The following is a 24,432-nucleotide window of genomic DNA, read 5'->3' on the forward strand; positions in this document are numbered from 1 at the left end:
GACTCTGCCCAGCGGCTATGAAACGACGTCCTTGCGCGAGAAGCCACGGAAGGCCAGCGCGAACAGGACCACGGCGTAGGTCACCGAGATCGCCGCGCCCTTCACCATGCCGCTCCACTCCAGCTGCGGCTGGAGCGCGTCCGCCCAGGCGAACTGCCAGTGCGCCGGCAGGAAGTCCCGCCAGGAACCAAGCGCCGTCACGGCGTCCAGCACGTTACCGATGATTGTCAGCCCGACCGCCCCGCCGACCGCGCCCAAGGGTGCGTCGGTCTTGGTGGACAGCCAGAACGCGAGGCCCGCGGTCACCAGTTGGGAGACGAAGATGAAAGCGACGACGAGTGCCAGCCGGGGCACCGCCTCGGCAGTGGCCAGGGAGCCGCCCGTCGGCAGTTCGAGTGGCTTCCAGCCATAGGCCGCGGTGCCCGCCGCCAGGGCGACCAGCGGCAACAGCAGCATCGCCGCCGCGCTCATACCGAGCGCCACCGCCAGCTTGCTCCAGAGCAGCCGGGCCCGTGGCACGGGCGCGGCGAGGAGATAACGCAGCGAGGACCAGCTCGCCTCGGAGGCGACCGTGTCCCCGTGGAACAGCGCGACGGGGACCACCAGGAGAAAGCCCGCGGAGACAAAGAGGCAGGTGGCCGCGAAGTTGGCGCCGGAGGCGGTCGCGGTGTCCATCAGGGTCACCCGGTTGTTCTCGCCGTCCGAGCCCGGGGTGCCGCCGATCGCGAACGCCACGATCAGGATGAAGGGCAGGACGGCGAGCAGGATGCCCATCGCCAGCGTCCGTCTGCGCTTCAGCTGGCGCAGCGCCTCGACCCGCAGCGGCAGGGTGCGCCGGGCCCGGTAGCCGGGGGCCGATTCCATCAGCGCGCTCATGCGGTGCCTCCTGAGATCAGGGTGAGGAACGCGTCCTCCAGGCGGCGGTGCGGTCCGACACCCGTCAGCGGGACATCCAGCCGGATCAACTCGGTGACCAGCGCGTTGGTGCTCGCCCCGTCGAGTCGTACGAGCAGACCGAGTCCGTCGTCCGTGCGGACCGCCGAGCCGATGCCCGCCAGCGCGGTGATCTTCTCGACGACGGGCTCCGGCACCTCCTCGGCGGTGGTGACGAGCAAGGTGTCGCCCGCGCCGGTGATCTCCGCGACCGGACCGGCCTGGACGAGCTGCCCGCGATCCATGACGACCAGATGGGTACAGGACTGCTCGACCTCGGAGAGGAGGTGGCTGGAGACGATCACGGTCCTGCCATCGGCCGCGTATCTGATCATCACGTCCCGCATCTCACGGATCTGGGGCGGGTCGAGACCGTTGGTCGGTTCGTCGAGGATCAGCAGATCCGGCATGCCGAGCATGGCCTGGGCGATCGCGAGCCGCTGTCGCATGCCCTGCGAGTAGGTGCGTACGGCCCGTGCCAGCGCGTCGCCGAGCCCGGCGATCTCCAGGGCCTCCTCGATATGGGAGTCCTCGGCGGGCCGGCCGGTGGCCCGCCAGTACAGCTCCAGGTTGGCCCGGCCCGACAGATGCGGCAGGAAGCCCGCGCCCTCGACGAACGAGCCGACCCGGGAGAGCACCGGAGCGCCCGGCCTGATGGCGTGCCCGAAGACACGGATCTCGCCCGCGTCGGGGCTGATCAGCCCCATCAGCATGCGCAGGGTGGTGGTCTTGCCGGCGCCGTTCGGGCCGAGAAGACCGAGCACCTGACCCTTTTCGACCTGGAAGGAGAGATCACGGACCGCGTAGCGGTCGGCGGCTCCGGCGTACCGCTTCGTCAGCCCGGTGATCCGCAGCGGCACCTCCGCGAGCGCGGGATCGGGCGCCGGTGCGCTGGTGCGGCGCCGGGCGGTGAGGAGCAGTGCGGCCGCGATCAGTACGCCGGCGGCCGGCAGCCCCCAGGTCCACCAGGGCAGTGCGGTGGATCCGGCGGTGAGCGCGGGCACGGTCGGTACGGTCAGCGGGCCGTCGACGGAGACCCGGTAGGTGGCCGGGGTCGCCGGGGAGGCATAGCCGAGGTCGGTGGCGGCGAGCACGACGCGGAGCCGGTGCCCCGGCACGACCTGATGGTCCACGGCGGGCAGGGTGAGCTCCACCGTTCTGCCGTTGCGCGCGTCCTCGACCCGTACGGGCGAGACGAGTTGCTTGGGCAGCACCTGCTGGCGGCCGTCGGGCCCGACGTCGTACAGCTTGGCGAAGAGAACCGCGTCACCGCTGTCCGAGGTGACGGTGGCCCGGACGGTCGGCGAGCCGGTGATCCGCAGTGACCGGTCGAGCGGAGCGGAGTCGAAGCGCGCGTGCTGTCCGGGGAAATCGAGGGAGAGCCCGACGCCGAACGAGGAGAGCTGGGAGAGTCCGCCGCCGACGCCCGGTACGGCGGAGATGGCGGGCGGGCTTCCGCCCGCCGGATTGGCGAAGGTCTGCGTGCCGCCGTTGAGCGGGACGCTGGTGGTGCCGCTGTCCAGGCCGGGGTAGCGGTCGCTGCTCGCGCCCCGCAACAGGGCCTGACCGTCGGTGGAGTCGATGCCTCCGGTCCGGCTGACGCGGAACGCGGGTCCGGTTTCGGCACCCTCGTCATCCTTGAGATAGCGGTCGAACCAGGAAGAGATCCGCCCCTCCAACCGGGCGCTCTCGCGGTCACCGCCGTCGTGCCCGCCCGCCATCCAGTCGACGTCGACGGGTGCGCCATTGGCGCTGATCGCCTTCGCCATGGCGTCGGCCTGGCCGAGCGGGAAGAGCGAGTCGGTCTGCCCCTGGACGATCAGCGCGGGCACGTCGATACGGTCACCGACGGCGGATGGACTGCGTTCTTCCAGGAGCTTGCGGGCGGCCTCGTCCGGCGTACCGGAGACGGCGACCCGCTGGTACATGTCGCAGAGTTCCTTCTGGAAGGTCTCGCAGCCACCGCCGGTGGAGAAGAAGATCCCGGCCCAGAGCTTCTTGAAGACACCGTTGGGGAAGAGCGCGTCGGCGAGGTTCCAGTACGTGATCAGCGGGGCGATGGCGTCGACCCGCTTGTCGTATCCGGCGGCGAGCAGCGAGATGCCGCCACCGTACGAGGCGCCGGTCACCCCCACCCGGGGATCGCCCTTCGCGTCGAGCCGCACCTCGGGCCTGGCGGCGAGCCAGTCGATCATCCGGGAGACGTCCTTGACCTCGTGGTCGGGGTCATTGAGCCCGATCTCACCGGTCGACTTCCCGAAACCACGCGCCGACCAGGTCAGCACCGCGTAACCGTCCCGCGCGAGCTTCTCGGCCTGGGCCCGTACGTCGTCCTTGCTGCCGCCGAAACCATGCCCGACCAGCACCGCCGGCCGCCGCCCGCTGCCTGCGGTGAAGTACGAGGTGTCGATCCGGGCGCCGTCCATCGACAGCACCTGATCCGTACGGTGCACGGCGGGCGCGCCATCCGAGGCGACCGCGGTCCAGGTCCCGGCTCCGACGAGCACGGCGGCGACGCCCAGGCCCGCGAGCCATCGCGTGCGCGGCCGAAACCGGCGGGGGGTTCGTAGCTCCATGATTGAACCCTAAACGGGCCCCGGCCCCGGCCCTACTGACGCCGGTCGGAACTCGCATGTCTCCCCGGGTAGTACGGACAGCGTCTCCGTACACCAGACGCGGTATGCGGAACCTCACCGAGGCGACGGAAAAGGGATGGGAATGGTCGCGAGCCGGCGCCCGCCCTGCCGCCCAGCCGACTGTCGGCGATTCCGGCAGCCGGCCCTTCAGCTGAGAGTGATCTCCGGGTTGTACATGTCCAGCCAGATCGCCAGGTCCAGCATGCGTTCCAGACCGCGGCGCGATGCCTGGGTGATCTGGGGGGTGTCGCGCTCCGTCACCTGCCGGATGCGGTCGGCGTCCACCAGGTCGAAGACCCGGTGGGACGGGTGCGCGAGCAGGTCCTTGGCGAGTTCCTGGAGGGCGACGGCGTACTTCGGGTCCTGGGTGGACGGGTAGGGGCTCTTCACCCGGTCGTACACCGATTTCGGCAGCAGATCGGCCGTCGCCTCCCGCAGCAGGGTCTTCTCTCTGCCGTCGAAGGACTTCAGGGACCACGGGGCGTTGTAGACGTATTCGACGAGCCGGTGGTCGCAGAACGGCACCCTGACCTCCAGGCCGACGGCCATGCTCGCGCGGTCCTTGCGGTCCAGCAGGATCCGTACGAAGCGGGTCAGGTGGAGATAGCAGATCTTGCGCATCCGGTACTCGAAGTCACTCTCACCGCTGAGGCGTTCGATGCCGGTGACGGCCGTGACATAGCTCTCGTGAAGGAAGTCCGGCAGGTTCACGGCCGCGCTCACATCGGCGCGCAGCACGTCGGCGTCATCGCCGAAGTGGTCGGCGAAGCGCACCAGCCACGGGAACATCTCGGCCTGCCTGGCCTCCTCGTCGAAGAACTGGAGGTAGCCGCCGAAGACCTCGTCGGCCGATTCGCCGGAGAGCGCGACCGTCGAGTGCTTCCGGATGGCCCGGAAGAGAAGGTAGAGGGAGGAGTCCATGTCGCCGAAGCCCATGGGGAGGTCGCGGGCCCGGATCATCCGGCTGCGCACCTCCGGGTCGGCCAGGGCGTGGGAGTCGAGCATGATGTCCTGGTGCTCCGTGTCCGACGCGCGCGCGACGTCGTGGACGAACGGGGCGTCCGGAGTCGTGCGCAGTTCGTCGGCGACGAAGTTCTCGGTCTGGCCGAGGAAGTCGACGGAGAAGCTGCGGACCCGCTCGCCGGTCTCGGCGAGTTGACGCGCGGCCAGCGCCGTCATGGCGGAGGAGTCGAGACCGCCGGAGAGAAGCGTGCAGCGCGGTACGTCCGCGACGAGCTGACGCCGCACGATGTCGTCGAGGAGGGTCCGTACCCGCGCCACCGTGGTGTCACGGTCGTCGGTGTGCGGCCGGGTCTCCAGCGACCAGTAGCGCCGCCGGCGCAGTCCGGCCCGGTTCAGGGTCAGTACGGTGCCGGGTTCGACCTCGTGCATTCCGTCCCACACGGCGTGACCGGGCGTTTTCACGAAGGAGAAGAGTTCACGCACTCCGTCCAGCCGGACACGGGCGCGTGCGAGCGGGTTGGCGAGGATCGCCTTGGGCTCGGAGCCGAACAGCACACCGTCGGGGGTCGGATAGTAGTAGAAGGGCTTGATGCCCATCCGGTCGCGGATCATCACGAGCGCTTCGGTACGGCCGTCCCAGATCGCGAAGGCGTACATGCCGTTGAGCCGTTCCGCCATCGCCTCGCCCCACTCCTGATAGCCGTGCAGGACGACCTCGGTGTCGGAGTCGGTGAGGAACCGGTGGCCCCGGTCCGTCAGCTCACGCCGGAGTTCGGTGAAGTTGTATGTCTCGCCCGAGTAGACGAGCGCCAGGGTGCCCTGCGGGGTGTCGAGCGTCATGGGCTGACGTCCGCCCGGCAGGTCGATGATCGCCAGTCGGCGGTGGCCGAGGGCCGCGGGGCCGCTGATCCAGGTGCCTCGGTCGTCGGGGCCCCGGCAGGCCATGGTTTCCGTCATCGCATCCAATGTCTCGGACGCGGAACGCAGATCACGGTCGAAGGAGACCCAGCCGGTGATGCCACACATGTGTGTCCTCCTGCTTCCGATCCCAGGCCGGAGCGCAGGTCAGAGACCGTGGACAAGCCTGGGGTTCACGGCAGGACGGGGCACCGGGCCAGATCAGTTGTATCCAGCACCTATATTACGAGCGTGAGTCATACGACTGCGCCCGGTCAACGTGGTCGCCCGGCGCCCGGTTACGCGAACCGGGCGCTTTCAGCCGTACGCCGCGAAAGGTAATGAATTGCTCTGGAACGGGATCCCGGGGCGCACCAGGGCCGCGGCGGTGCCGGCGGCGCCGGCGGCTCCAGGGAGAGTCCCGATCAGGCCATGGGCAAAGACTTCATCAACCGGCCGGAGACCGGACGAACGCGGTACACGCCCGTGGCCCGTACGACGCGGGACGTCGTACGGGCCACGGCTGCGATCGGGACCGGGAGCGGTGCGTTCCCAAAGTGGTGCGCCCCGGGTGGTGCGTCAGTGGTTGCGCGGGAACCCGAGGTCCACACCCGCCGGAGCCTCGGACGGGTCCGGCCAGCGGGTGGTGACCACCTTGCCGCGCGTGTAGAAGTGCACACCGTCGTTGCCGTAGATGTGATGGTCGCCGAAGAGCGAGTCCTTCCAGCCACCGAAGGAGTGATAGCCGACGGGCACTGGGATCGGTACGTTCACCCCGACCATGCCGGCCTCGACCTCCAGTTGGAAGCGGCGGGCGGCACCGCCGTCGCGGGTGAAGATGGCCGTGCCATTGCCGAAGGGGGAGGCGTTGATCAGGTCGACGCCCTCCTCGTAGGTCTCCGTACGCAGCACGACCAGCACGGGGCCGAAGATCTCGTCACGGTACGCGTCCGAGTCGATGGAGACCTTGTCGAGCAGCGAGAGCCCGATCCAGTGGCCTTCCTCGAAGCCCTCGACCGTGTGCCCCGTACCGTCCAGGACGACTTCGGCGCCCTGGGCCGCGGCGCCCGTGACATATCCGGCGACCTTGTCGCGGTGGGCCTTGGTGATGAGCGGGCCCATCTCGGAGGCCGGGTCGTTGCCGGGCCCGATCTTGATCTTCTCGGCGCGCTCGCGGATCTTGGCGACCAGTTCGTCGCCGATCGCGCCCACCGCCACGACCGCGGAGATCGCCATGCAGCGCTCGCCCGCGGAACCGTAGGCGGCCGAGACCGCCGCGTCCGCGGCGGCGTCGAGGTCCGCGTCCGGCAGGACCAGCATGTGGTTCTTGGCTCCGCCGAGCGCCTGGACACGCTTGCCGTTGGCGGCGGCCGTCGTGTGGATATAGCGGGCGATCGGGGTGGAGCCGACGAACGAGACCGCCGCCACATCCGGGTGGGCGAGCAGGGCGTCCACCGCGACCTTGTCGCCGTGCACGACATTCAGCACTCCGTCGGGCAGCCCGGCCTCGGCGGCCAGCTCCGCCAGCAGGTTCGCCGCCGAGGGGTCCTTCTCGCTGGGCTTGAGTACGAAGGTGTTGCCGCAGGCGACCGCCAGCGGGAACATCCACATCGGCACCATCGCCGGGAAGTTGAACGGCGTGATGCCCGCGACGACGCCCAGCGGCTGGCGGATCGAGGAGACGTCGACGCGGTGGGAGACCTGTGTGGACAACTCGCCCTTGAGCTGGGTGGTGATCCCACAGGCCAGTTCGACGATCTCCAGGCCCCGGGCGACCTCGCCGAGCGCGTCCGAGTGGACCTTGCCGTGCTCAGCGGTGATCAGGGCCGCGATGTCCTCGCGGCGGGCGTCCAGCAGCGCGCGGTAGCGGAAGAGGATGCCCGTGCGCTGGGCGAGGGACGAGGTTCCCCAGGTGGCGTAGGCGGCCTTGGCGGCGGCGACCGCGCTGTCCACCTCCTCGGCGGAGGCGAGCGCGACCTGTGTGGTGACGGCGCCGGTCGCCGGGTCGGTCACCGGGCCCCAGTTGCCCGACGCGCCCTCGACGGTCTTGCCACCGATCCAGTGGTTGACGGTCTTCATTCCGTTGTGCTCCTTCACAGCTGGCGGCGGCGGGCGGCTACGTGCCGGTCGTACTGCTCACGGGCCTTGACCGCGGACGGACGCGTCGCGGTCTCGGCCACGGGGACATCCCACCACGCCTGGGCCGGAGGGACGCCCGACACAGTGTCTGCCGTTTCGGTCTCCACGTAGACACATGTGGGAACGTCGGCGGCGCGCGCCTCGGCCAGGGCTTCACGCAGGTCACGAACAGTCTTGGCACGGATCACCCGCATGCCGAGAGAGGCCGCGTTGGCGGCGAGATCGACGGGCAGCGGTGCGCCGGTGTAGGTCCCGTCGGGGGCCCGGAAACGATAGGCCGTGCCGAACCGTTCCGCGCCGACCGTCTCGGACAGGCCTCCGATGGAGGCGTAGCCGTGGTTCTGGAGGATCACCACCTTGAAGGGCAGCCGCTCCTGGACGGCCGTGACGATCTCGGTGGGGTTCATCAGATACGTACCGTCGCCGACGAGCGCCCAGACCGGCCGGTCCGGTGCCGCGAGTTGCACGCCGATGGCCGCCGGGATCTCGTAGCCCATACAGGAATAGCCGTACTCCACGTGATACTGGTCGCGGGAGCGGGCCCGCCACAGCTTGTGGAGATCGCCGGGGAGCGATCCGGCCGCGTTGATGACGATGTCCTCGCCGGTGACCAAGGCGTCGAGCGCGCCGAGGACCTGGGCCTGGGTGGGGCGTACAAGATCCTCGTCGGCGGTGAACGCGGCGGCGACGCGATACTCCCAGCGCTCCTTGTCCTCGGTGTACTCGGTCGCGTAGGCGGGCGCGACACGGTGGCCGACGAGCCCCGCGGCGAGCAGTTGCAGGGCCGTACGGGCGTCCGCCACCAGAGGGTCGGCCGCGAGCTTGTGGGCGTCGAAACCGGTGACATTGAGATTGAGGAAGTGGACGTCGGGGTTCGAGAAGAGCGTGCCGGACGCGGTGGAGAAGTCCGACCAGCGGGTGCCGACGCCGATCAGCAGATCGGCGGTCCTGGCCAGTTCATTGGCAGTGGCCGTGCCGGTGTGGCCGATGCCGCCGACCTCGCAGGGGTGGTCGTACGGCAGCGAGCCCTTGCCGGCCTGGGTGGCGGCGACCGGAATCCCGGTCGCCTCGGCGAACGTGGCGAGCACGTCCTCCGCCGCGCTGTGATGCACTCCGCCGCCCGCGACGAGCAGGGGACGGCGGGCTTCCCTTACCAGCCGTACCGCCTCGGCGAGTTCGTCGGGATCGGGCGCCTGACGGCGGACTCGCCAGACCCGTTCGGAGAAGAACTCCTCCGGCCAGTCGTACGCCTCCACCTGCACGTCCTGGGGCAGGGCGAGGGTGACGGCGCCGGTTTCGGCGGGGTCGCTGAGCACGCGCATCGCGGCGAGCGCGGCCGGGATCAGCGCCTCGGGGCGGTTGACTCGGTCGAAGTACGTGGAGACGGGCCGCAGGGCGTCATTGACGGTGATGTCGCCCGCGCTGGGGGGTTCGAGCTGTTGCAGGACGGGGTCGGCGGGACGGGTGGCGAAGACGTCACCGGGGAGCAACAACACGGGGAGGCGGTTGATGGTGGCGAGAGCCGCACCGGTGACGAGGTTGGTGGCGCCGGGACCGATGGAGGTGGTCACGGCATGGGCGGACAGGCGGTTGCTCTGGCGGGCATAGCCGACGGCGGCGTGGACCATGGCCTGCTCATTGCGTCCCTGCAAGTACCTCATCTCGGGGGCGGACTCGACAAGGGCTTGGCCGATACCCGCCACGTTGCCGTGGCCGAAGATGCCCCAAGTGGCGTTGATCAAACGTTGCTTGTGGCCGTCCCGCTCGGTGTACTGCCGGGACAGGAAGCTGATCAGCGCCTGGGCGACGGTAAGACGACGCGTACTCATCGTGAATCCTCCTCGGCTCCGGCTCCGGCGGTTGCGGTTCCGGCGGTTCCGACTCCGGCTCCGGCGGTTCCGACTCCGGCTCCGGCGGTTCCGTCTCCGGCCGCGGGTGCGTCTCCGGCCGTAGTTGTGGATGTGGCTGCGGCCCCGGGCTCCGCGGCCGTGCCTTCAGGCTCGGCCGCGGAGCCCGCCTCGTACAGCGGCAACCGAGGGTCGACGGCCAGCCCCGGCCACGTATCCCTGATCCAGCCGTGGTCGGGGTGGTCGCTGATCAGCCACTCCCGCGACTCCCCCGGCCCCGCCATCACGTTGAGGTAGTACATGTCCCGGCCCGGCGAGGCGATGGACGGGCCGTGCCAGCCGTCCGGGATCAGGACCGTGTCGCCCGTACGGACCTCGGCGAGGACATCCGTCCCGCCGGGCCGGGACGGCGAGACCCGGTGATAGCCGAGACCGTCGCCGTCGATCTCGAAGTAGTAGATCTCCTCCAGCTCGGACTCGACACCCGGCCGGTATTCGTCGTGTTTGTGCGGCGGGTACGACGACCAGTTGCCGCCCGGGGTGAGCACCTCGACCGCGATGAGCCGGTCGCACGCGAAGACCCCCGCCGCGCCGAAGTTGTTGACCTGGCGCGAGCAGCCGCCCGCGCCGCGCAGCTCGACCGGAACCTCCGGCGCGGGGCCGTAGCGAGCGGGGAGTCGTCGCTCGCACTTCGCTCCTGCCAGGGCGAAGCGGCCTCCCGCACCGGAGGCGATCTGTGCGTGGGCATCACGCGGCACATACGCGAAGTCCGTGACTCCGCTGAACACGCTTTCCCTGCCCCGCAGTTCAAAGAGCTTGCCCTGCGTGCCCACCGTGCAACCGCCGGTGAGCGGAAGAACGATCCACTCACTGTCCCCGGCGGCCAGCGTGTGTGTACCGCCGGGCGGGAGCTCCAGGACGCGCAGACTGCTGTGTGACCAGCCGGCCCGCCGTGGATCGATGTCGAGGGCGTACGGTCCCGACGCGGCGCTGCCCGCGGGTACGTACCGGCCGTACGGTTCGTGGTTGGTCGTCATGAAGTCTCCGTACCCCCTAGAGCAGACCCACGGCCGTATCGACGGCACGGGCCACGTCCCCGTCGACCGGATAGAGCAGCGAACGGCCGACGACCAGCCCCCGGACGGTGGGCAGTTGCAGGGCCTTGCGCCATTTCTCGTACGCGCCCTCCTGATCGCCCCCGATCTCGCCGCCCAGCAGGACGGCCGGGAGTGTCGAGGTCTCCATCACCCGCGCCATATCGTCGGGGTCCTGGGTAACGGGAACCTTCAACCAGGTGTACGCGGAGGAACCGCCCAGTCCGGAGGCGATGGCGATCGAGCGCGTCACCGCGTCCGCGCCCAGATCGGTGCGCAGCCGGCCGTCCGCGCGGTAGCAGATGAACGGCTCGACGAAGACCGGCAGCCGGCGTTCCGCCATGGCGTCGACGGCGCGGGCGGTGGCGTGGAGGGTGTCGAGGGAGCGCGGGTCCTCGTAGTCGATACGGAGGAGCAGTTTGCCCGCGTCGAAGCGGAGCCTGGCGAGGTCCTCGGGGCGGTGTCCGGTGAAGCGGTCGTCGAGTTCGAACGCGGCGCCGGCGAGCCCGCCGCGGTTCATGGAGCCGACGACGACGCGGTCCTCCAGGGCTCCGAGGAGCAGCAGGTCGTCGAGGATGTCCGCGGTGGCCAGGACGCCGTCGACACCGGGGCGGGACAGCGCCAGACAGAGCCGCTCCAGCAGGTCGGCGCGGTTGGCCATGGCAAGGCGCCGGTCCCCGACGGCCAGGGCGCCGCGGGCGGGATGGTCCGCCGCGATGATCATCAGCCGGCCGCCGGCGCGCAGCAAGGGGCGGCGGGTACGGCGGGCGGCGGCCTCGGCGACGGCCTCGGGGTGGTACGTACGCAGCCTGACCAGCTCGGACACGTCGACGCCGGTCACGACAGGGCCTCGGGGGATCGCGCCGAAGAGCGCACCGCGGACGGCGCGGCGGCGGACGGCGTCATGGCGGAGGCGGCGGGATCCCCCGCGACGACCCGCCCGCCCGCGAGCGTCCGGGTGACCTCCTCGTCGTAGGGCATCGCGGAGGAGCAGGCGAGGCGGCCCGCGACGATGGCACCGGCGGCGTTCGCGTACCGCATGACACGCTCCAGATCCCAGCCGGCGAGCAGTCCGTGGCAGAGGGCGCCGCCGAACGCGTCCCCCGCGCCGAGTCCGTTGACGACATCGACGGGGACGGGCGGCACCTCGGCCCGGGTGCCGTCCCGATGGACGGCGAGCACACCCTTGGGCCCCTGTTTGACGACGGCCAGTTCGACCCCGGCGGCGAGCAGCGCCCGCGCGGCGGCATCGGGTTCACGCTCGCCCACGGCCACTTCGCACTCGTCGAGATTGCCCACGGCGACAGTGGCGTGGCGCAGGGCGCGCGCGTACACCGCGCCTGGCTCCGCGTCCGGCTCCGTGCCGTCCGGCCAGAACATCGGTCGCCAGTCGAGATCGAAGACGGTGATCCCCGATTTTCCGCGCGCCTCCAGCGCCGCGAGGGTCGCCGTACGGCTGGGTTCCGCGCACAGGCCGGTGCCGGTCATCCAGAAGATCCGGGCCGAGCGGATGGCGTCCAGGTTCAGTTCGCCCGGGTGGATCTCCAGGTCGGGAGCCTTGGGCAGTCGGTAGAAGTAGAGCGGGAAGTCGTCCGGGGGGAACACCTCGCAGAAGGTGACCGGGGTCGGATACGCGTCCACCGCCGTCACCCAGCGGTCATCGACCTCGAACTCCCGCAGCGCCTGGTGCAGATAGTCCCCGAACGGGTCCCGGCCGGTACGGGTGATGACGGCGGTGCGCCGGCCGAGCCGGGCCGCCGCGACGGCGACATTGGTCGCGGAGCCGCCGAGGAACTTCCCGAAGGTGTCGACCTGGGCCAGCGGGACCCCGGTCCGCAGCGGATAGAGGTCCACCCCGATCCGGCCCATGGTGATGACGTCGTACGGCTCAGGCATGCGTGTCCTTTCGGTTCGGCGGTCACTCCGACGTCACTCCCACGTCCACGTCACCCCCAGGTCTAATGCCGCTCCGAGGCCCTGTCAACGTTTTGTCCTTACATTCGGACCTAGGGCTTGACACTCTTTCCGCATGGCCGGAAAGCTGACCGGTATGACCTCTTCCGTACCCACGTCCAACCGCATCCGGGTCGGGTCGGCCCCCGATTCCTGGGGCGTGTGGTTCCCCGACGATCCCCAGCAGGTTCCCTGGCGGCGCTTCCTCGACGAGGTCGCCGAGGCGGGCTACGAGTGGATCGAACTCGGCCCGTACGGCTATCTCCCCTCCGATCCCGCCCGGCTGGGCGAGGAGACCACTCGGCGCGGCCTGAAGGTCTCCGCCGGAACCGTCTTCACCGGGCTGCATCACGGCCCCGCCGTCTGGGAGAAGACCTGGGCGCATGTCGCGGACATCGCCGCGCTCACCCGGGCGATGGGTGCGGACCATCTGGTCGTCATCCCGTCGTTCTGGCGCGACGACAAGACCGGCGAGGTGCTGGAGGACCGCACCCTGACGGCGGAGCAGTGGCGCGATCTGACGGCGCAGACCGAGCGGCTCGGCCGTGAGGTGCGGGACCGGTACGGACTGCGCATCGTCGTCCATCCGCACGCCGACACCCATATCGACAGCGAGGAGAACGTCAGCCGCTTCCTCGACGCGACCGATCCCGATCTGGTCTCGCTCTGTCTGGACACCGGGCACTACGCCTACTGCGGCGGCGACAGCGTCAAACTGATCGAGACCTATGGCGAGCGAATCGGCTATCTCCATCTCAAGCAGGTGGACCCCGAGATCCTCGCCGGGGTCGTCGCGGACGAGGTGCCGTTCGGGCCGGCGGTCGGGCGCGGGGTGATGTGCGAGCCGCCGGGCGGGGTTCCCGCGCTTGAGCCGGTGCTCGCCGCGGCGCGGCGGCTGGATGTGGACCTCTTCGCCATCGTCGAACAGGACATGTATCCGTGCCCTCCCGACAAGCCGTTCCCGATCGCCGCACGCACGCGCCGCTTTCTGCGCAGCTGCGGCGCCTGACGCGACGCGTCCGCGCGGCACCCTGACGCCCGCGCGCGCCCCCAGACGCCCGGACTGGACCGCGAGGTCCCGTCCGGGCGTTTCCGTGTCTCCCTCCAACGGCCCCACCGGCCTCATTGATCCGATCTTTCCTCGCTTTGACTTCTTGACAGGGACACGACTGCGGCAGGATCGTCCTAGTAAAGGAGATTCCTGAGCCGAAGACAGGGGGCGTCGTGCCTTCATCTATTCCTCCACCTTCATCGCGTCCCGAATTCCTCGGAGGTATCACTCGGGCGGGGCGCCTCTCACGGCGTACGTTCATGACGGCGGCGGGAGCGGCGGCGTTCGCGGTCTCCTCGCGCACCGCCTGGGCGCGGACATCCGACGGTGACGGCGACGGCGGTAGCGCCGACGGCAGGGACGCACACCGCGGCATCCTTCTCGACGCGGCCATGAAATGGCGGAGGCTGCCATCCGGTTGGCAGTCCGCGCCCTTCTTCGGAAACGGCTTCCTCGCCGCGCATCTCTACAGCAAGGCGGGCGAGGGCAACACCCTGCGGATCATGCTCAACCACTCCCTGGTGCAGGACCAGCGTGGGCAGTGGGAGGCGGCCATCGGCTACTCCCGGCTGCCGGTCGGCTATCTCACCCTGAGCTTCGCCGGCACGGTCACGGATGTCGACTGGTCCCTGGATCCGGCGACCGCCGAGTTGAACGGCACGGTCACCACGACGGCCGGCGGCGTCCGGATGCGCGTACTGATCCTGCGTCAGAGCGATGTGCTCCTGGTGTCCCTGGAGCCCACCGCGGGCGAGCGAACGGCCGCTTGGGGGTTCACCGCGCTGCCGTCGGCCACCACCAGGACCACCCGCGTCCCACCGGAGTACACCGCCAACCCCGATCCGGCCGCGGGTCCCGGTTTCGTGGAGCAGCCACTGCACGCCGGCGGCGGGTACACCACGGCCTGGCGGGAGATCCACGAGGGCAGCGGACGGCTGCTCGCGGCCGCCATCGCCTACGGCTTCCCGGATTCGACCGGTCGCGAGCGTGCGCTGGCGGCCGTGGACCGCGCACTCACCACCGCCCCGGACAGGCTCGTCCGTGAACACCGGGCGTGGTGGGGCGACTTCTACCGGCACAGTCTGGTCTCGGTCCCGGACAAACATCTCCAGCGCTTCTACTGGATCCAGCTCTACAAGATGGCGTCGTCCACCGGGAAGGGCTCCCCCGTACTGCCCGTCTTCGGGCCGTGGTTCCCGGAGACCGGCAACAACTGGACCAATATCTGGTGGAACCTCAACACCCAGGTCGCGTATCCCCTGATCAATGGCTCCAACCATCTTGAACTGGACGCGATCACCCCCACCTTCCGTACGTACCACCGCAATCTGGAACTCAACATCGATCCGGCCCATCGGGACGGCGCGAGCTACGCGCTCTGCCACCCGGGCGACCGGGAACTGCGTCCGGGCCCGCGCTATGTGGGAGTGCCCGGCGTCAGCCCCAACGACCACACCGGCAATCTCACCTGGGCCATGCACAACGTGTGGCTCTCCTACCGCCATTCCATGGACCGGCGGATTCTCCAGGACGTGCTCTATCCGGTGCTCAGCCGGGCCATCGCTTATTACGCGCGCTTCCTGACCGAGGGGTCCGACGGTCTGCTGCATCTGCCGGAGACCCGGTCACCGGAGTACGCCAACGCCTCCGACTGCACCTACGACCTCTCGTTGATCCGCTGGGGCTGCCGGACACTGCTGGAGGCGGCGCGGGCGCTGCGGATCGATGACGCGCCGACCGCGCGCCTGCGCGACATCCTGGCCCGGCTGGTGCCCTACCACCGGGGCGAGCAGGGTGTGCTGATCGGTGCGGAGGTACCGCTCGCGGAGTCGCACCGGCACTACTCGCATCTGCTGTGGCTCTACCCCCTCCAGGAGTCGCTGGACCGTCAGAGCTTCGAGCACTGGGCGGGTATGAGGGAGCGCTGGCACGGCTACAGCTTCGCTGCCGCCGCCTCGATGGAGACCCTCTTCGGCAACGCGGACCGGGCGCTGTCGTATCTGAAGTTCTTCACCGACGGGAACACCGTCGACAGCACGCAGTTGACGCCGAACACCATGTACCGGGAGGGCTCCAACTTCGCCATCGAGAGCCCGCTCGCCGCCGCCCAGTCGCTGCTGGACATGCTGGTCCAGAGCCATGGCGGTACGGTCCGCGTGTTCCCCGCCGTCCCCTCGGGCTGGGCGGACGCGTCTGTCCAACGCCTGCGTACCCAGGGCGCGTTTCTCGTGGACGCGTCGCGTTCGGCCGGCCGCACGGACTGGGTGACGGTACGGAGCGAGGCGGGCGCGCCGCTGGCGCTGGAGCACGGCATCGAGGGCGCGATCGACGTACGTGACGAGCACGGCCGGAAACTGCCGTACCGAGGCACCGGGACCATCACCGTCGATCTGCCGAAGGGCCGTACCGCCGTCGTCACCCGAAGGGGCTCGAACCCGGTTCTACGACCGCGCGACGTACAGGCGGACGGCACATACCCGCGCTGGGGACTGCCCGAGCCGGACTGATGATGCGCCTGGCCTCATGCCTCTGACGCGGCCCATCCCTGTCACTTGAGGCGCGCGCCTTATGTGCCGCATGCGCCACAAAGGTCCCTCTACCGTCACGCATATCTCCATTACATGGCCCTTCCGTCACAGGGAGGTGACAAATCCTCTCTCCTCATCACTCTGTGTCGCTCGGGGGGCACAGGGTGGGTGATCACCAGCGTCGTGCCGCAGCTCCCCAGACGGCCCACCGGCCTCCCTGCGGCGGACGCGGGGAGGTGTCACTGATGACGGACAGAAGGCTCTGGTCATACAAGGAGATCGCGGCGCACATCAGGGTGCAGCCGGACACCGTCCGCTCGTATCGCAAGCACGGACTGCTTCCGCCTCCGGACCATGTGGAGAACGGAAAGCCCTACTGGTACGCGGACACCGTCCGCGTCTGGGTGGCCCAGCGTCCCGGCAACAGAAGCAACAGAAGCTGAGCGAGGCACCGGCCGCCCGCCCGCCGTGGGCCCGCCGTGCGCCCGCACCGATCCGGACGCTGTTGGCGCGTCCGATCCGGTACGGGCCCACGGCGCCCGTTGCGCCTCGGTCAGGCGTCAGACGCCCGCCGTGTCCCGGTCCCGGGCAGGGGGCTCCGTCCGAGCCGGATCCCCCGCGCCCTTATCAACGATCGGTTTCGACTCGCCCTCACTCAGCCCGAACCGGTCATGGAAGCGGCGCAGCGGCCCGGGAGCCCACCAAGTCGCCCTGCCGGTCAGCTTCATCACCGCGGGCACCAGCAGGCTGCGGACCACCATCGCGTCCATGAGTACGGCGAGCGCGATACCGAGCCCGAGCATCTTCGTGTTGGTCACCCGGGAGGTGCCTATGCCCACCATGACCACCGCGAGGATCACGGCCGCCGCCGTGATCAGTCCACCGGTACGCCGGAGGCCAAAGGTCACGGCTTGTTCGTGGTCACCGCTCCGGTCGTGCTCCTCCTTGATCCGGGAGAGCAGGAAGACGCCGTAGTCCATGGAGAGTCCGAAGGCGACACAGAACATCAGGACCGGCAAGGTCGTCTCGATGTCACCGGTGGCGGTGAAGCCGAGCAGCCCGGAGAGGTTGCCGTCCTGGAATATCCAGACCACCGCCCCGAACATCGCGGTAAGACTCAGCGCGTTGAGCACGACAGCCTGGACCGGAATCAGCACGCTTCCGGTGAGAAGGAAGACCAGCAGCAGGGTCACCACCACGATGATGGCCACCGCCCAGGGCAGCCGGTCGGCAATCGCGTCCTTGGAGTCGACCAGGACGGCGGCGGTGCCGGTCACCGATGTGTCGAACGCGGCCGGTTCCCCGCGGATGTCACGGACAAGCCGCTGGGCCTGGGGCCCCACGGCCTCTCCCTCGGCCCGCACCGTGAAGTACCCGTGCTCGCCCGAGGTGACGGGACCCTCGACCCCGAGCACCCCCGGCAGAGCCGCTATCCGGCCCCGGTAGTCGGCGTATTCGGCGGGCGTGGCAGCGCCCTCCACGAACACCTCCAGGCTCCCGCTGGGACTGCCGGGAAAGCCGTCCCGTATCTCCTCCTGGACCACCCGGGAGTCGGCGCTCGCCGGCAGCTGCCGGTAGTCGGCGGTGCCGAACGTGGCTCCCAGGAAGGGCAGTCCGAGCACGATCAGCCCGGCCGCCGTGGCGAGGGCGAAGACCGGCGCCCGACGCATCACCAGTGCTGCCATACGCCCCCAGCCGGCCCCCGGCTCGGCGGACGCGCCCGCGGCTCCCGATCCGTCCGGCGCCCCGGACTTCCGCCGCCCCCGGCGCAGCAGCACCCGTAGATCCAGCGCGTTGACGCGGTGGCCCAGCAGCATCAGCGCGGCCGGCAGCAGTATCAGCGCGGCGGCCGCCGCCAGCAGCACCACCGCGATTCCGGCATAGGCGAAGGAGCGAAGGAAGTACTGGGGGAAGACCATCATGGCGGCCAGCGACACCGCCACCGTCAGCGCGGAGAACAGCACCGTCCGCCCGGCGGTGCGCAGCGTGACGCCCACGGCGTCCCGTACCTCGGCTCCCCCGGCCAGCTCCTCGCGGAACCGGCGCACGATGAACAGGGCGTAGTCCACGGCCAGTCCGAGGCCCAGGGCCGTGGTGAGATTCTGTGCGAAGACAGAGACGTCGGTGAGCTCGGTGATCCCGCGCAGTACCGCGTTCGTCCCCAGGATGGCGACGATGCCGAGCCCGAGCGGCAGAAGTGCTGCCACCGCGCTGCCGAAGACCATCACCAGCAGGACCAGCGTCACCGGCAGGGCGATCAGCTCGGCCCGGAGCAGATCCTCCTTGATGAGGTCCTGCATCTCGTGCTGCACGGCGACGGGTCCGCCGAGCGAGACCTCCAACGGTCCGTGCGTACCGCGGAATTCGGGCGCTATCCGGTCCAGGGCCGCGGCGGCCGTCTTCTCATCGCCCTCGATCCTCGCCGCGATCAGCGCTTCCCGGCCGTCCTCGGCGCGCAGCGCGGCCGATCCGGTCCCCCAGTAGGACCCCACCCCGGTGATGCCCGGCTCGGCCGCGAGCCGGTCCGTGAGCCGCTTTGCCTCCGCGGCCACCGCGGGGTCGTCCACACTCCGGCTGCCGCTGTCGACGAGCAGCAACAGATTGGGCTGGGAAGCCGGGAACTCCCGCTCCAGCGCCCGCGTCGCGTATGTCGACTCGGCGGCCGGATCCGCCCAGCCGCCGCTGCCCATCCGGTCGGCGACGCCGCTTCCGGCAAAGACGGCCAGGGCCGTGATCACCAGTGCGACCAGTAGAGAGAGCCTCGGGCGCGCGGTGACGAACCGGGTCCATCCCCCAAGACTCGGTTCCGTATTGACTTCGGACATGGTGCGGTGTCCCCTTCACCGTGACCCGTGGCATGGGTCAGTCATTGCCATAGAATGGAAAACACGAGTCATCGCTCGCATTAATCAATAATGCGAGCCACCACTCGCGTTTGTCAACCGATCCAGGAAAGCCGGGGATGCACATGCCGGAGGCCAAGAACGGCAGCGAGAACGGGACGGGAAAGCCGCGCCGCCGTCAGGCCCGCGGCGAGCGCCGCATCGCCCAGCTCCTCGAAGCGGCGGCCAACGTCTTCTGCACCACCGGCTACACCGCGGCGAGCACCAACTCCATCGCCCGCGAGGCCGGAGTCTCCCCGGGCACGCTCTACCAGTTCTTCCCGAACAAGGAAGCCATCGCGGTGGAGCTGGGCGATCAGCTGCTGACGCGCTGGCGCGCCACCTACGGCCAGGCGTTCACCCCGGCCCACCTCGAACTGCCGCTGGACCAGCTGCTGGACGCCGTCCTCGACCCGCTGATCCAGTTCAACTTCGAGAACCCCGCCTTCGGCGTCCTCATGCACGGCCCCGACATTCCCGGCCAGGTCACCCGTGAGCACGACGCCCTGCACTCCTCCATGCTCACCCGGGTCGAGGAAGTCCTCGCCGGCTACCTCCCCGCGACACCCGAGCCCGACATCACCCGGGTCGCACGCATGGTCTTCACCGTGTTCAAGGCGGGCATGGACGTGGTCCTCGCCGCGGAGCCCGCGGAACGGGACGCGTACATCGCCGAGCTGAAGACGATCCTCTTCCGCTACATCGATCCGCTCGTCGGGGATTGCTGAGCCGGCGGCCATCGCCGGGCCGGATTCCGCAACATACCCCCTAGGGGTAAAATCGCGGTTGTCGGGGAGTCGCGCGACCCACGCGCACCCCCGACACGCCATCCGGACCCACGTCAGCCCCGAAAGAGGAGAAACGCCATGACTGCCGAGACGAAGAACCAGGTCACCACCGTCTACCAGGTCACCGGCATGACCTGCGGACACTGCGAGGGTGCCGTCTCCAGCGAGATCTCCGGGATCGAGGGCGTCACGTCCGTGGAGGCCACGGCCGCCACGGGCCGGGTGACCGTCGTATCCCAGACTCCGCTGGACGAGGAGGCCGTCCGCGCCGCCGTCGACGAAGCCGGGTACGAGCTGGCCGGACAGGCCTGACCGCACGATCAGAGGCAGGGACTCGCCCACTCCTCCGTTTATGCGGTTAGCACCTTCTATGCGCCTGCGGTCCTTCACATGCACCACAGGACCTTCACAAAGAGATCTAGATCACATAGATTGAGGGGTAACCATTAGGTCGACTCGCGAGTCTAAGAGGACGATGCCAGAGAACGTCTTGGGGGACGTTCGACGGGATCGTGTGGGATGTCTTGGGGGACGTCTCATGCACGCGATTGGCCGGGGCACGTGCACCGGGGAGCTTTGAGCGGCCCTCCCGTACGTACCCCGGTCCGACCGCTAGTAGCCGTTGATGGTTACGGCAGACGCCCGGCCCGGATCCCGTGGGGGGAATCCGCTCCGGGGATATGGAAAGCGCCCCGTTCGCCGACCCGTGGGGGGATCGGCGGCGGGGCGCTTTTCGCTGCGTACACCCGGCGTACACCGGCGTGCGCGATAAGAGCGGCGCGCCGGGCCCTCGGGGGCCCGGGCGCGGGGAAGCGTGGGTCAGCGGGACTCGACCGGGACGAAGTCGCGCAGGACCTCACCCGTGTAGATCTGGCGCGGACGGCCGATACGGGAGCCCGGCTCCTTGATCATCTCGTGCCACTGGGCGATCCAGCCGGGCAGCCGGCCGAGCGCGAAGAGAACGGTGAACATCTCGGTCGGGAAGCCCATGGCCCGGTAGATCAGACCGGTGTAGAAGTCCACGTTCGGGTAGAGCTTCCGCTCGACGAAGTAGTCGTCGGCAAGTGCGTGCTCTTCGAGCTTGAGCGCGATGTCGAGCAGTTCGTCGGACTTGCCGAGAGCCGAGAGGACGTCGTGCGCCGCCGCCTTGATGATCTTCGCCCGGGGGTCGAAGTTCTTGTAGACGCGGTGCCCGAAGCCCATGAGCTTCACGCCGTCTTCCTTGTTCTTCACCTTGCGGATGAAGGAGTCCACATCGCCGCCGGACGCCTGGATGCCCTCAAGCATCTCCAGCACCGACTGGTTGGCGCCACCGTGCAGCGGGCCCCACAGGGCGCTGATGCCTGCGGAGATCGAGGCGAACATGTTCGCCTGCGAGGAGCCGACCAGACGCACGGTCGAGGTCGAACAGTTCTGCTCGTGGTCCGCGTGCAGGATCAGCAGCTTGTCGAGGGCGGCGACCACGACCGGGTCCGGCACATACTCCTGCGCGGGGACCGAGAAGGTCATCCGCAGGAAGTTCTCGACGTACCCCAGGTCATTGCGCGGGTAGACGAAGGGGTGGCCGATCGACTTCTTGTACGCGTAGGCCGCGATGGTGGGCAGCTTGGCGAGCAGCCGGATCGTGGAGAGATGACGCTGCTTCTCGTCGAACGGGTTGTGGCTGTCCTGGTAGAACGTGGACAGCGCGCTGACCACGGAGGACAGCATCGCCATCGGGTGGGCGTCGCGCGGGAAGCCGTCGTAGAACCGCTTGACGTCCTCGTGCAGCAGCGTGTGCTGGGTGATCTCGTTCTTGAACGACGCCAGCTGGTCGACCGTCGGCAGCTCGCCGTTGATCAGCAGATACGCCACCTCGACGAAGCTGGAACGCTCCGCCAGCTGCTCGATCGGATAGCCGCGGTAGCGCAGGATGCCCTGCTCGCCGTCGAGATAGGTGATCGCGGACTTGTAGGCGGCGGTATTGCCGTATCCACTGTCCAGTGTCACCAGACCGGTCTGAGAACGGAGCTTCCCGATGTCGAAGCCCGTATCGCCGACGGTGCTGTTGATCACCGGGTAGGTGTACTCGCCGTCGCCGTACCGCAGTACTACCGCGTTGTCGCGTTTCTCGCTCACGTCATCCCTCACCGACGTAGTGCCTCTTCTTCGAGGTGCCCTGACTGTCTCTACCATCCCCCATTTGGCTCAGGAGAGTGCACTCGGGGTCGACCTTTAGGCCTTTTGGCGGCACTCAGTGCCGCCAACTTGTTCATCCTGCCCCCTTCGCCCCAGTTGTGGGAAGCCGAGGTGCGGAAAGTCCCGTCAGCCGGTGGTCGAGGGCTGTGAAGCGTCTGCCCGCGGAAACCGTGCGCACCGCCTGTCCTATGGCCTTGCGGGAGCCGACCAGCACGACGAGCTTCTTGGCGCGGGTGACCGCCGTATACAGCAGATTCCGCTGGAGCATCATCCAGGCACCGGTGGTGACCGGAATGACCACGGCCGGATACTCGCTGCCCTGGGAGCGGTGGATCGTCACGGCGTACGCGTGCGCCAGCTCGTCCAGCTCGTCGAAGTCGTACGGAACCTCCTCGTCCTCGTCCGTCAGCACCGTCAGCCGCTGGTCGTCCATGCTGAGTGAGGTGACGACGCCGACCGTGCCGTTGAAGACGCCGTTCTCCCCCTTCTCGTAGTTGTTGCGGATCTGCGTGACCTTGTCGCCGACGCGGAAGACCCGGCCGCCGAGCCGCTTCTCGGGAAGGTCGGGCCTGGCGGGGGTGATGGCCTGCTGGAGCAGGGCGTTCAGCGCGCCCGCGCCGGCCGGGCCGCGGTGCATCGGCGCCAGCACCTGCACATCGCGCCGCGGGTCGAGTCCGAATTTGGCGGGAATCCGCTGGGCCGCCACCTCGACGGTCAGTCGGCCCGCGTCCTCGGTCTCCTCCTCGACGAAGTGGAAGAAGTCGACGAGGCCCTGCGTGATCGGCGGTACCCCGGAGTTGATGCGGTGCGCATTGGTGACCACCCCCGACTGCTGGGCCTGCCGGAAGATACGGGTGAGCCGGACCCGGGGCACGGGGCCGCCTTCGGCCAGCAGATCGCGCAGCACCTCGCCGGCCCCGACCGAGGGAAGCTGGTCCACATCCCCGACAAGCAGCAGATGCGCCCCCGGGGCCACCGCCTTGACCAGCTTGTTGGCCAGCAGCAGATCGAGCATCGACGCCTCGTCGACCACCACCAGGTCGGCATCCAGCGGGCGGTCCCGGTCGTACGCCGCGTCCCCGCCCGGCTTGAGCTCCAGCAGCCGGTGGACCGTGGACGCCTCGGCTCCGGTCAGCTCCGCGAGCCGCTTGGCCGCCCGTCCGGTCGGCGCGGCGAGGACCACCTTGGCCTTCTTGGCCCGCGCGAGCTCCACGATCGAGCGGACCGTGAAGGACTTTCCGCAGCCGGGGCCGCCGGTCAGAACGGCGACCTTCTCGGTGAGCGCGAGCCGCACCGCCTGCTGCTGCTCGGGGGCCAGCTCGGCGCCCGTACGGCCCGCCAGCCAGGTCAGCGCCCGGTCCCAGACCACGTCCTGGAAGGCCGGCATCCGGTCCTCGCCCGTGCGCAGCAGCCGCAGCAACTGAGCGGAGAGGGACAGCTCGGCGCGGTGGAAGGGGACCAGATAGACGGCCGTGACCTCCTCCTCGCCGCCGTCCGGCCCCGGCACCCTTTCCCGTACGACTCCCTCGTCCTCGGCGGCCAGCTCGGCGAGGCAGTCGATGACCAGGCCGGTATCGACCTGGAGCAGCTTCACGGCATCCGCGATGAGCCGATCCTCCGGCAGGAAGCAGTGGCCCTGATCGGTGGACTGGGACAGGGCGTACTGGAGCCCGGCCTTGACCCGCTCCGGGCTGTCGTGCGGGATCCCGACGGCCTGGGCGATCCGGTCGGCGGTGAGGAAGCCGATCCCCCAGACGTCGGCCGCCAGCCGGTACGGCTCGTTCTTGACGACGGAGATCGAGGCGTCCGCGTACTTCTTGTAGATGCGGACGGCGATGGAGGTGGAGACACCCACCCCCTGGAGGAAGACCATGACCTCCTTGATGGCCTTCTGCTCCTCCCAGGCGGCGGCGATCCGCTTCGTCCGCTTGGGGCCGAGGCCGGGAACTTCCACGAGCCTCTTGGGCTGCTGCTCGATGATGTCGAGGGTGTCCAGGCCGAAGTGCTCGACGATACGGTCGGCGAACACGGGGCCGATGCCCTTGATCAGACCGGAGCCGAGATAGCGGCGGATGCCCTGGATCGTCGCCGGCAGGATCGTGGTGTAGTTCTCCACCGTGAACTGCTTGCCGTACTGGGGGTGCGAGCCCCAGCGGCCCTCCATACGCAGTGACTCACCGGGCTGTGCGCCCAGCAACGAGCCGACCACGGTGAGGAGATCGGCGCCGCGGCCGGTGTCGACGCGGGCGACCGTATAGCCGTTCTCCTCATTGGCGTACGTGATCCGCTCAAGGACGGCTTCGAGCACAGCGGGATTGGACATGATCCGACGCTACCGCCAGGCTCCGACATCCCGGCCGCCCTGTGGACAACTCCCCGTCTGTGGACAACTACCAGGGGCCCGGTCCCACTGGACCGGGCCCCGCGCGCTCCCCCTCGACAGAGCTTTCCTGATCCCCCCGGATCCCTCCCCCGAAAGCCCTGTTGACGTATACGACTCACGTCACCCCAGAAGGGTTGCACGATTCCTCTGAGTAATTTTC

Annotated in this window: 16 protein-coding genes; 5 read left to right on the plus strand and 11 right to left on the minus strand. The window is 69.2% G+C overall.

All coding sequences use genetic code 11. The features are described 5' to 3' along the window. Positions 1-15: 15 nt before the first annotated feature. The 8 genes from ABTZ59_RS02005 to iolC all read right to left on the minus strand — a co-directional run bounded on the left by ABTZ59_RS02005 (position 16) and on the right by iolC (position 12,405). Positions 16-876, minus strand: coding sequence for an ABC transporter permease (locus ABTZ59_RS02005; protein ID WP_351388339.1), 861 nt, complete (start codon positions 874-876; stop codon positions 16-18). Beyond that, entirely contained in the window at positions 873-3,440 is a 2,568-nt protein-coding gene (locus ABTZ59_RS02010) for an alpha/beta fold hydrolase (RefSeq protein WP_351388784.1), read from the minus strand. Before ABTZ59_RS02010 ends, ABTZ59_RS02005 begins: the two co-directional genes overlap by 4 nt. Positions 3,441-3,716: 276 nt before the next feature. After that, positions 3,717-5,558 (minus strand): asparagine synthase (glutamine-hydrolyzing), encoded by a 1,842-nt coding sequence (gene asnB / locus ABTZ59_RS02015; RefSeq protein WP_351388342.1) that lies wholly within the window; start codon positions 5,556-5,558, stop codon positions 3,717-3,719. 450 nt (positions 5,559-6,008) lie between these two features. Then, complete coding sequence (gene mmsA / locus ABTZ59_RS02020; protein WP_351388349.1) at positions 6,009-7,508, minus strand: CoA-acylating methylmalonate-semialdehyde dehydrogenase; 1,500 nt, start codon at positions 7,506-7,508, stop codon at positions 6,009-6,011. Positions 7,509-7,522: 14 nt separating this feature from the next. After that, the gene (gene iolD, locus ABTZ59_RS02025) at positions 7,523-9,397 is read right to left on the minus strand and encodes a 3D-(3,5/4)-trihydroxycyclohexane-1,2-dione acylhydrolase (decyclizing) (RefSeq protein WP_351388353.1); all 1,875 of its coding nucleotides are present in this window, start codon (positions 9,395-9,397) and stop codon (positions 7,523-7,525) included. Next, positions 9,394-10,452, minus strand: a complete 1,059-nt coding sequence (iolB, locus tag ABTZ59_RS02030; RefSeq protein ID WP_351388357.1) for a 5-deoxy-glucuronate isomerase — start codon at positions 10,450-10,452, stop codon at positions 9,394-9,396. The genes iolD and iolB overlap by 4 nt, the downstream gene beginning before the upstream one ends. A 16-nt stretch (positions 10,453-10,468) precedes the next feature. Continuing rightward, complete coding sequence (locus ABTZ59_RS02035; RefSeq protein WP_503001830.1) at positions 10,469-11,335, minus strand: Cgl0159 family (beta/alpha)8-fold protein; 867 nt, start codon at positions 11,333-11,335, stop codon at positions 10,469-10,471. 11 nt (positions 11,336-11,346) lie between these two features. Further along, positions 11,347-12,405, minus strand: a complete 1,059-nt coding sequence (iolC, locus tag ABTZ59_RS02040; RefSeq protein ID WP_351388362.1) for a 5-dehydro-2-deoxygluconokinase — start codon at positions 12,403-12,405, stop codon at positions 11,347-11,349. 154 nt (positions 12,406-12,559) lie between these two features. On the opposite strand from iolC, the gene ABTZ59_RS02045 reads away from it, so the two are divergent. The 3 genes from ABTZ59_RS02045 (at position 12,560) to ABTZ59_RS02055 (ending at position 16,484) form a co-directional block, all read left to right on the plus strand. Further along, positions 12,560-13,471 carry a sugar phosphate isomerase/epimerase family protein gene (locus ABTZ59_RS02045; protein WP_351388787.1) on the plus strand — a complete coding sequence of 304 codons (912 nt, stop codon included), beginning with the start codon at positions 12,560-12,562 and terminating at the stop codon, positions 13,469-13,471. Positions 13,472-13,773: 302 nt separating this feature from the next. Beyond that, entirely contained in the window at positions 13,774-16,020 is a 2,247-nt protein-coding gene (locus ABTZ59_RS02050; RefSeq protein ID WP_351388370.1) for a glycosyl hydrolase family 95 catalytic domain-containing protein, read from the plus strand. A gap of 266 nt (positions 16,021-16,286) precedes the next feature. Then, on the plus strand, positions 16,287-16,484 hold the full coding sequence (locus ABTZ59_RS02055; protein ID WP_351388374.1) for a helix-turn-helix transcriptional regulator: 198 nt from the start codon (positions 16,287-16,289) through the stop codon (positions 16,482-16,484). A gap of 117 nt (positions 16,485-16,601) precedes the next feature. On the opposite strand, the gene ABTZ59_RS02060 is transcribed toward ABTZ59_RS02055, so the two are convergent. Continuing rightward, the gene (locus ABTZ59_RS02060) at positions 16,602-18,866 is read right to left on the minus strand and encodes an MMPL family transporter (RefSeq protein WP_351388377.1); all 2,265 of its coding nucleotides are present in this window, start codon (positions 18,864-18,866) and stop codon (positions 16,602-16,604) included. 137 nt (positions 18,867-19,003) lie between these two features. Between ABTZ59_RS02060 and ABTZ59_RS02065 the strand changes: the two genes are divergently transcribed. Next, complete coding sequence (locus ABTZ59_RS02065; RefSeq protein WP_351388380.1) at positions 19,004-19,651, plus strand: TetR family transcriptional regulator; 648 nt, start codon at positions 19,004-19,006, stop codon at positions 19,649-19,651. Positions 19,652-19,702: 51 nt separating this feature from the next. After that, positions 19,703-20,023: a heavy-metal-associated domain-containing protein gene (locus ABTZ59_RS02070; protein ID WP_503001833.1), complete on the plus strand. Its 321-nt coding sequence runs from the start codon at positions 19,703-19,705 to the stop codon at positions 20,021-20,023. A 507-nt stretch (positions 20,024-20,530) separates the two neighbouring features. On the opposite strand, the gene ABTZ59_RS02075 is transcribed toward ABTZ59_RS02070, so the two are convergent. Both ABTZ59_RS02075 and recD2 read right to left on the minus strand, forming a co-directional pair. Then, positions 20,531-21,829, minus strand: coding sequence for a citrate synthase (locus tag ABTZ59_RS02075; RefSeq protein ID WP_351388391.1), 1,299 nt, complete (start codon positions 21,827-21,829; stop codon positions 20,531-20,533). A gap of 133 nt (positions 21,830-21,962) precedes the next feature. Then, positions 21,963-24,212 (minus strand): SF1B family DNA helicase RecD2, encoded by a 2,250-nt coding sequence (gene recD2, locus ABTZ59_RS02080; protein ID WP_351388397.1) that lies wholly within the window; start codon positions 24,210-24,212, stop codon positions 21,963-21,965. Positions 24,213-24,432: the final 220 nt, after the last annotated feature.

Origin of the sequence: Streptomyces sp. NPDC094034 (assembly GCF_040303865.1) — a bacterium.
Taxonomy (GTDB): domain Bacteria; phylum Actinomycetota; class Actinomycetes; order Streptomycetales; family Streptomycetaceae; genus Streptomyces.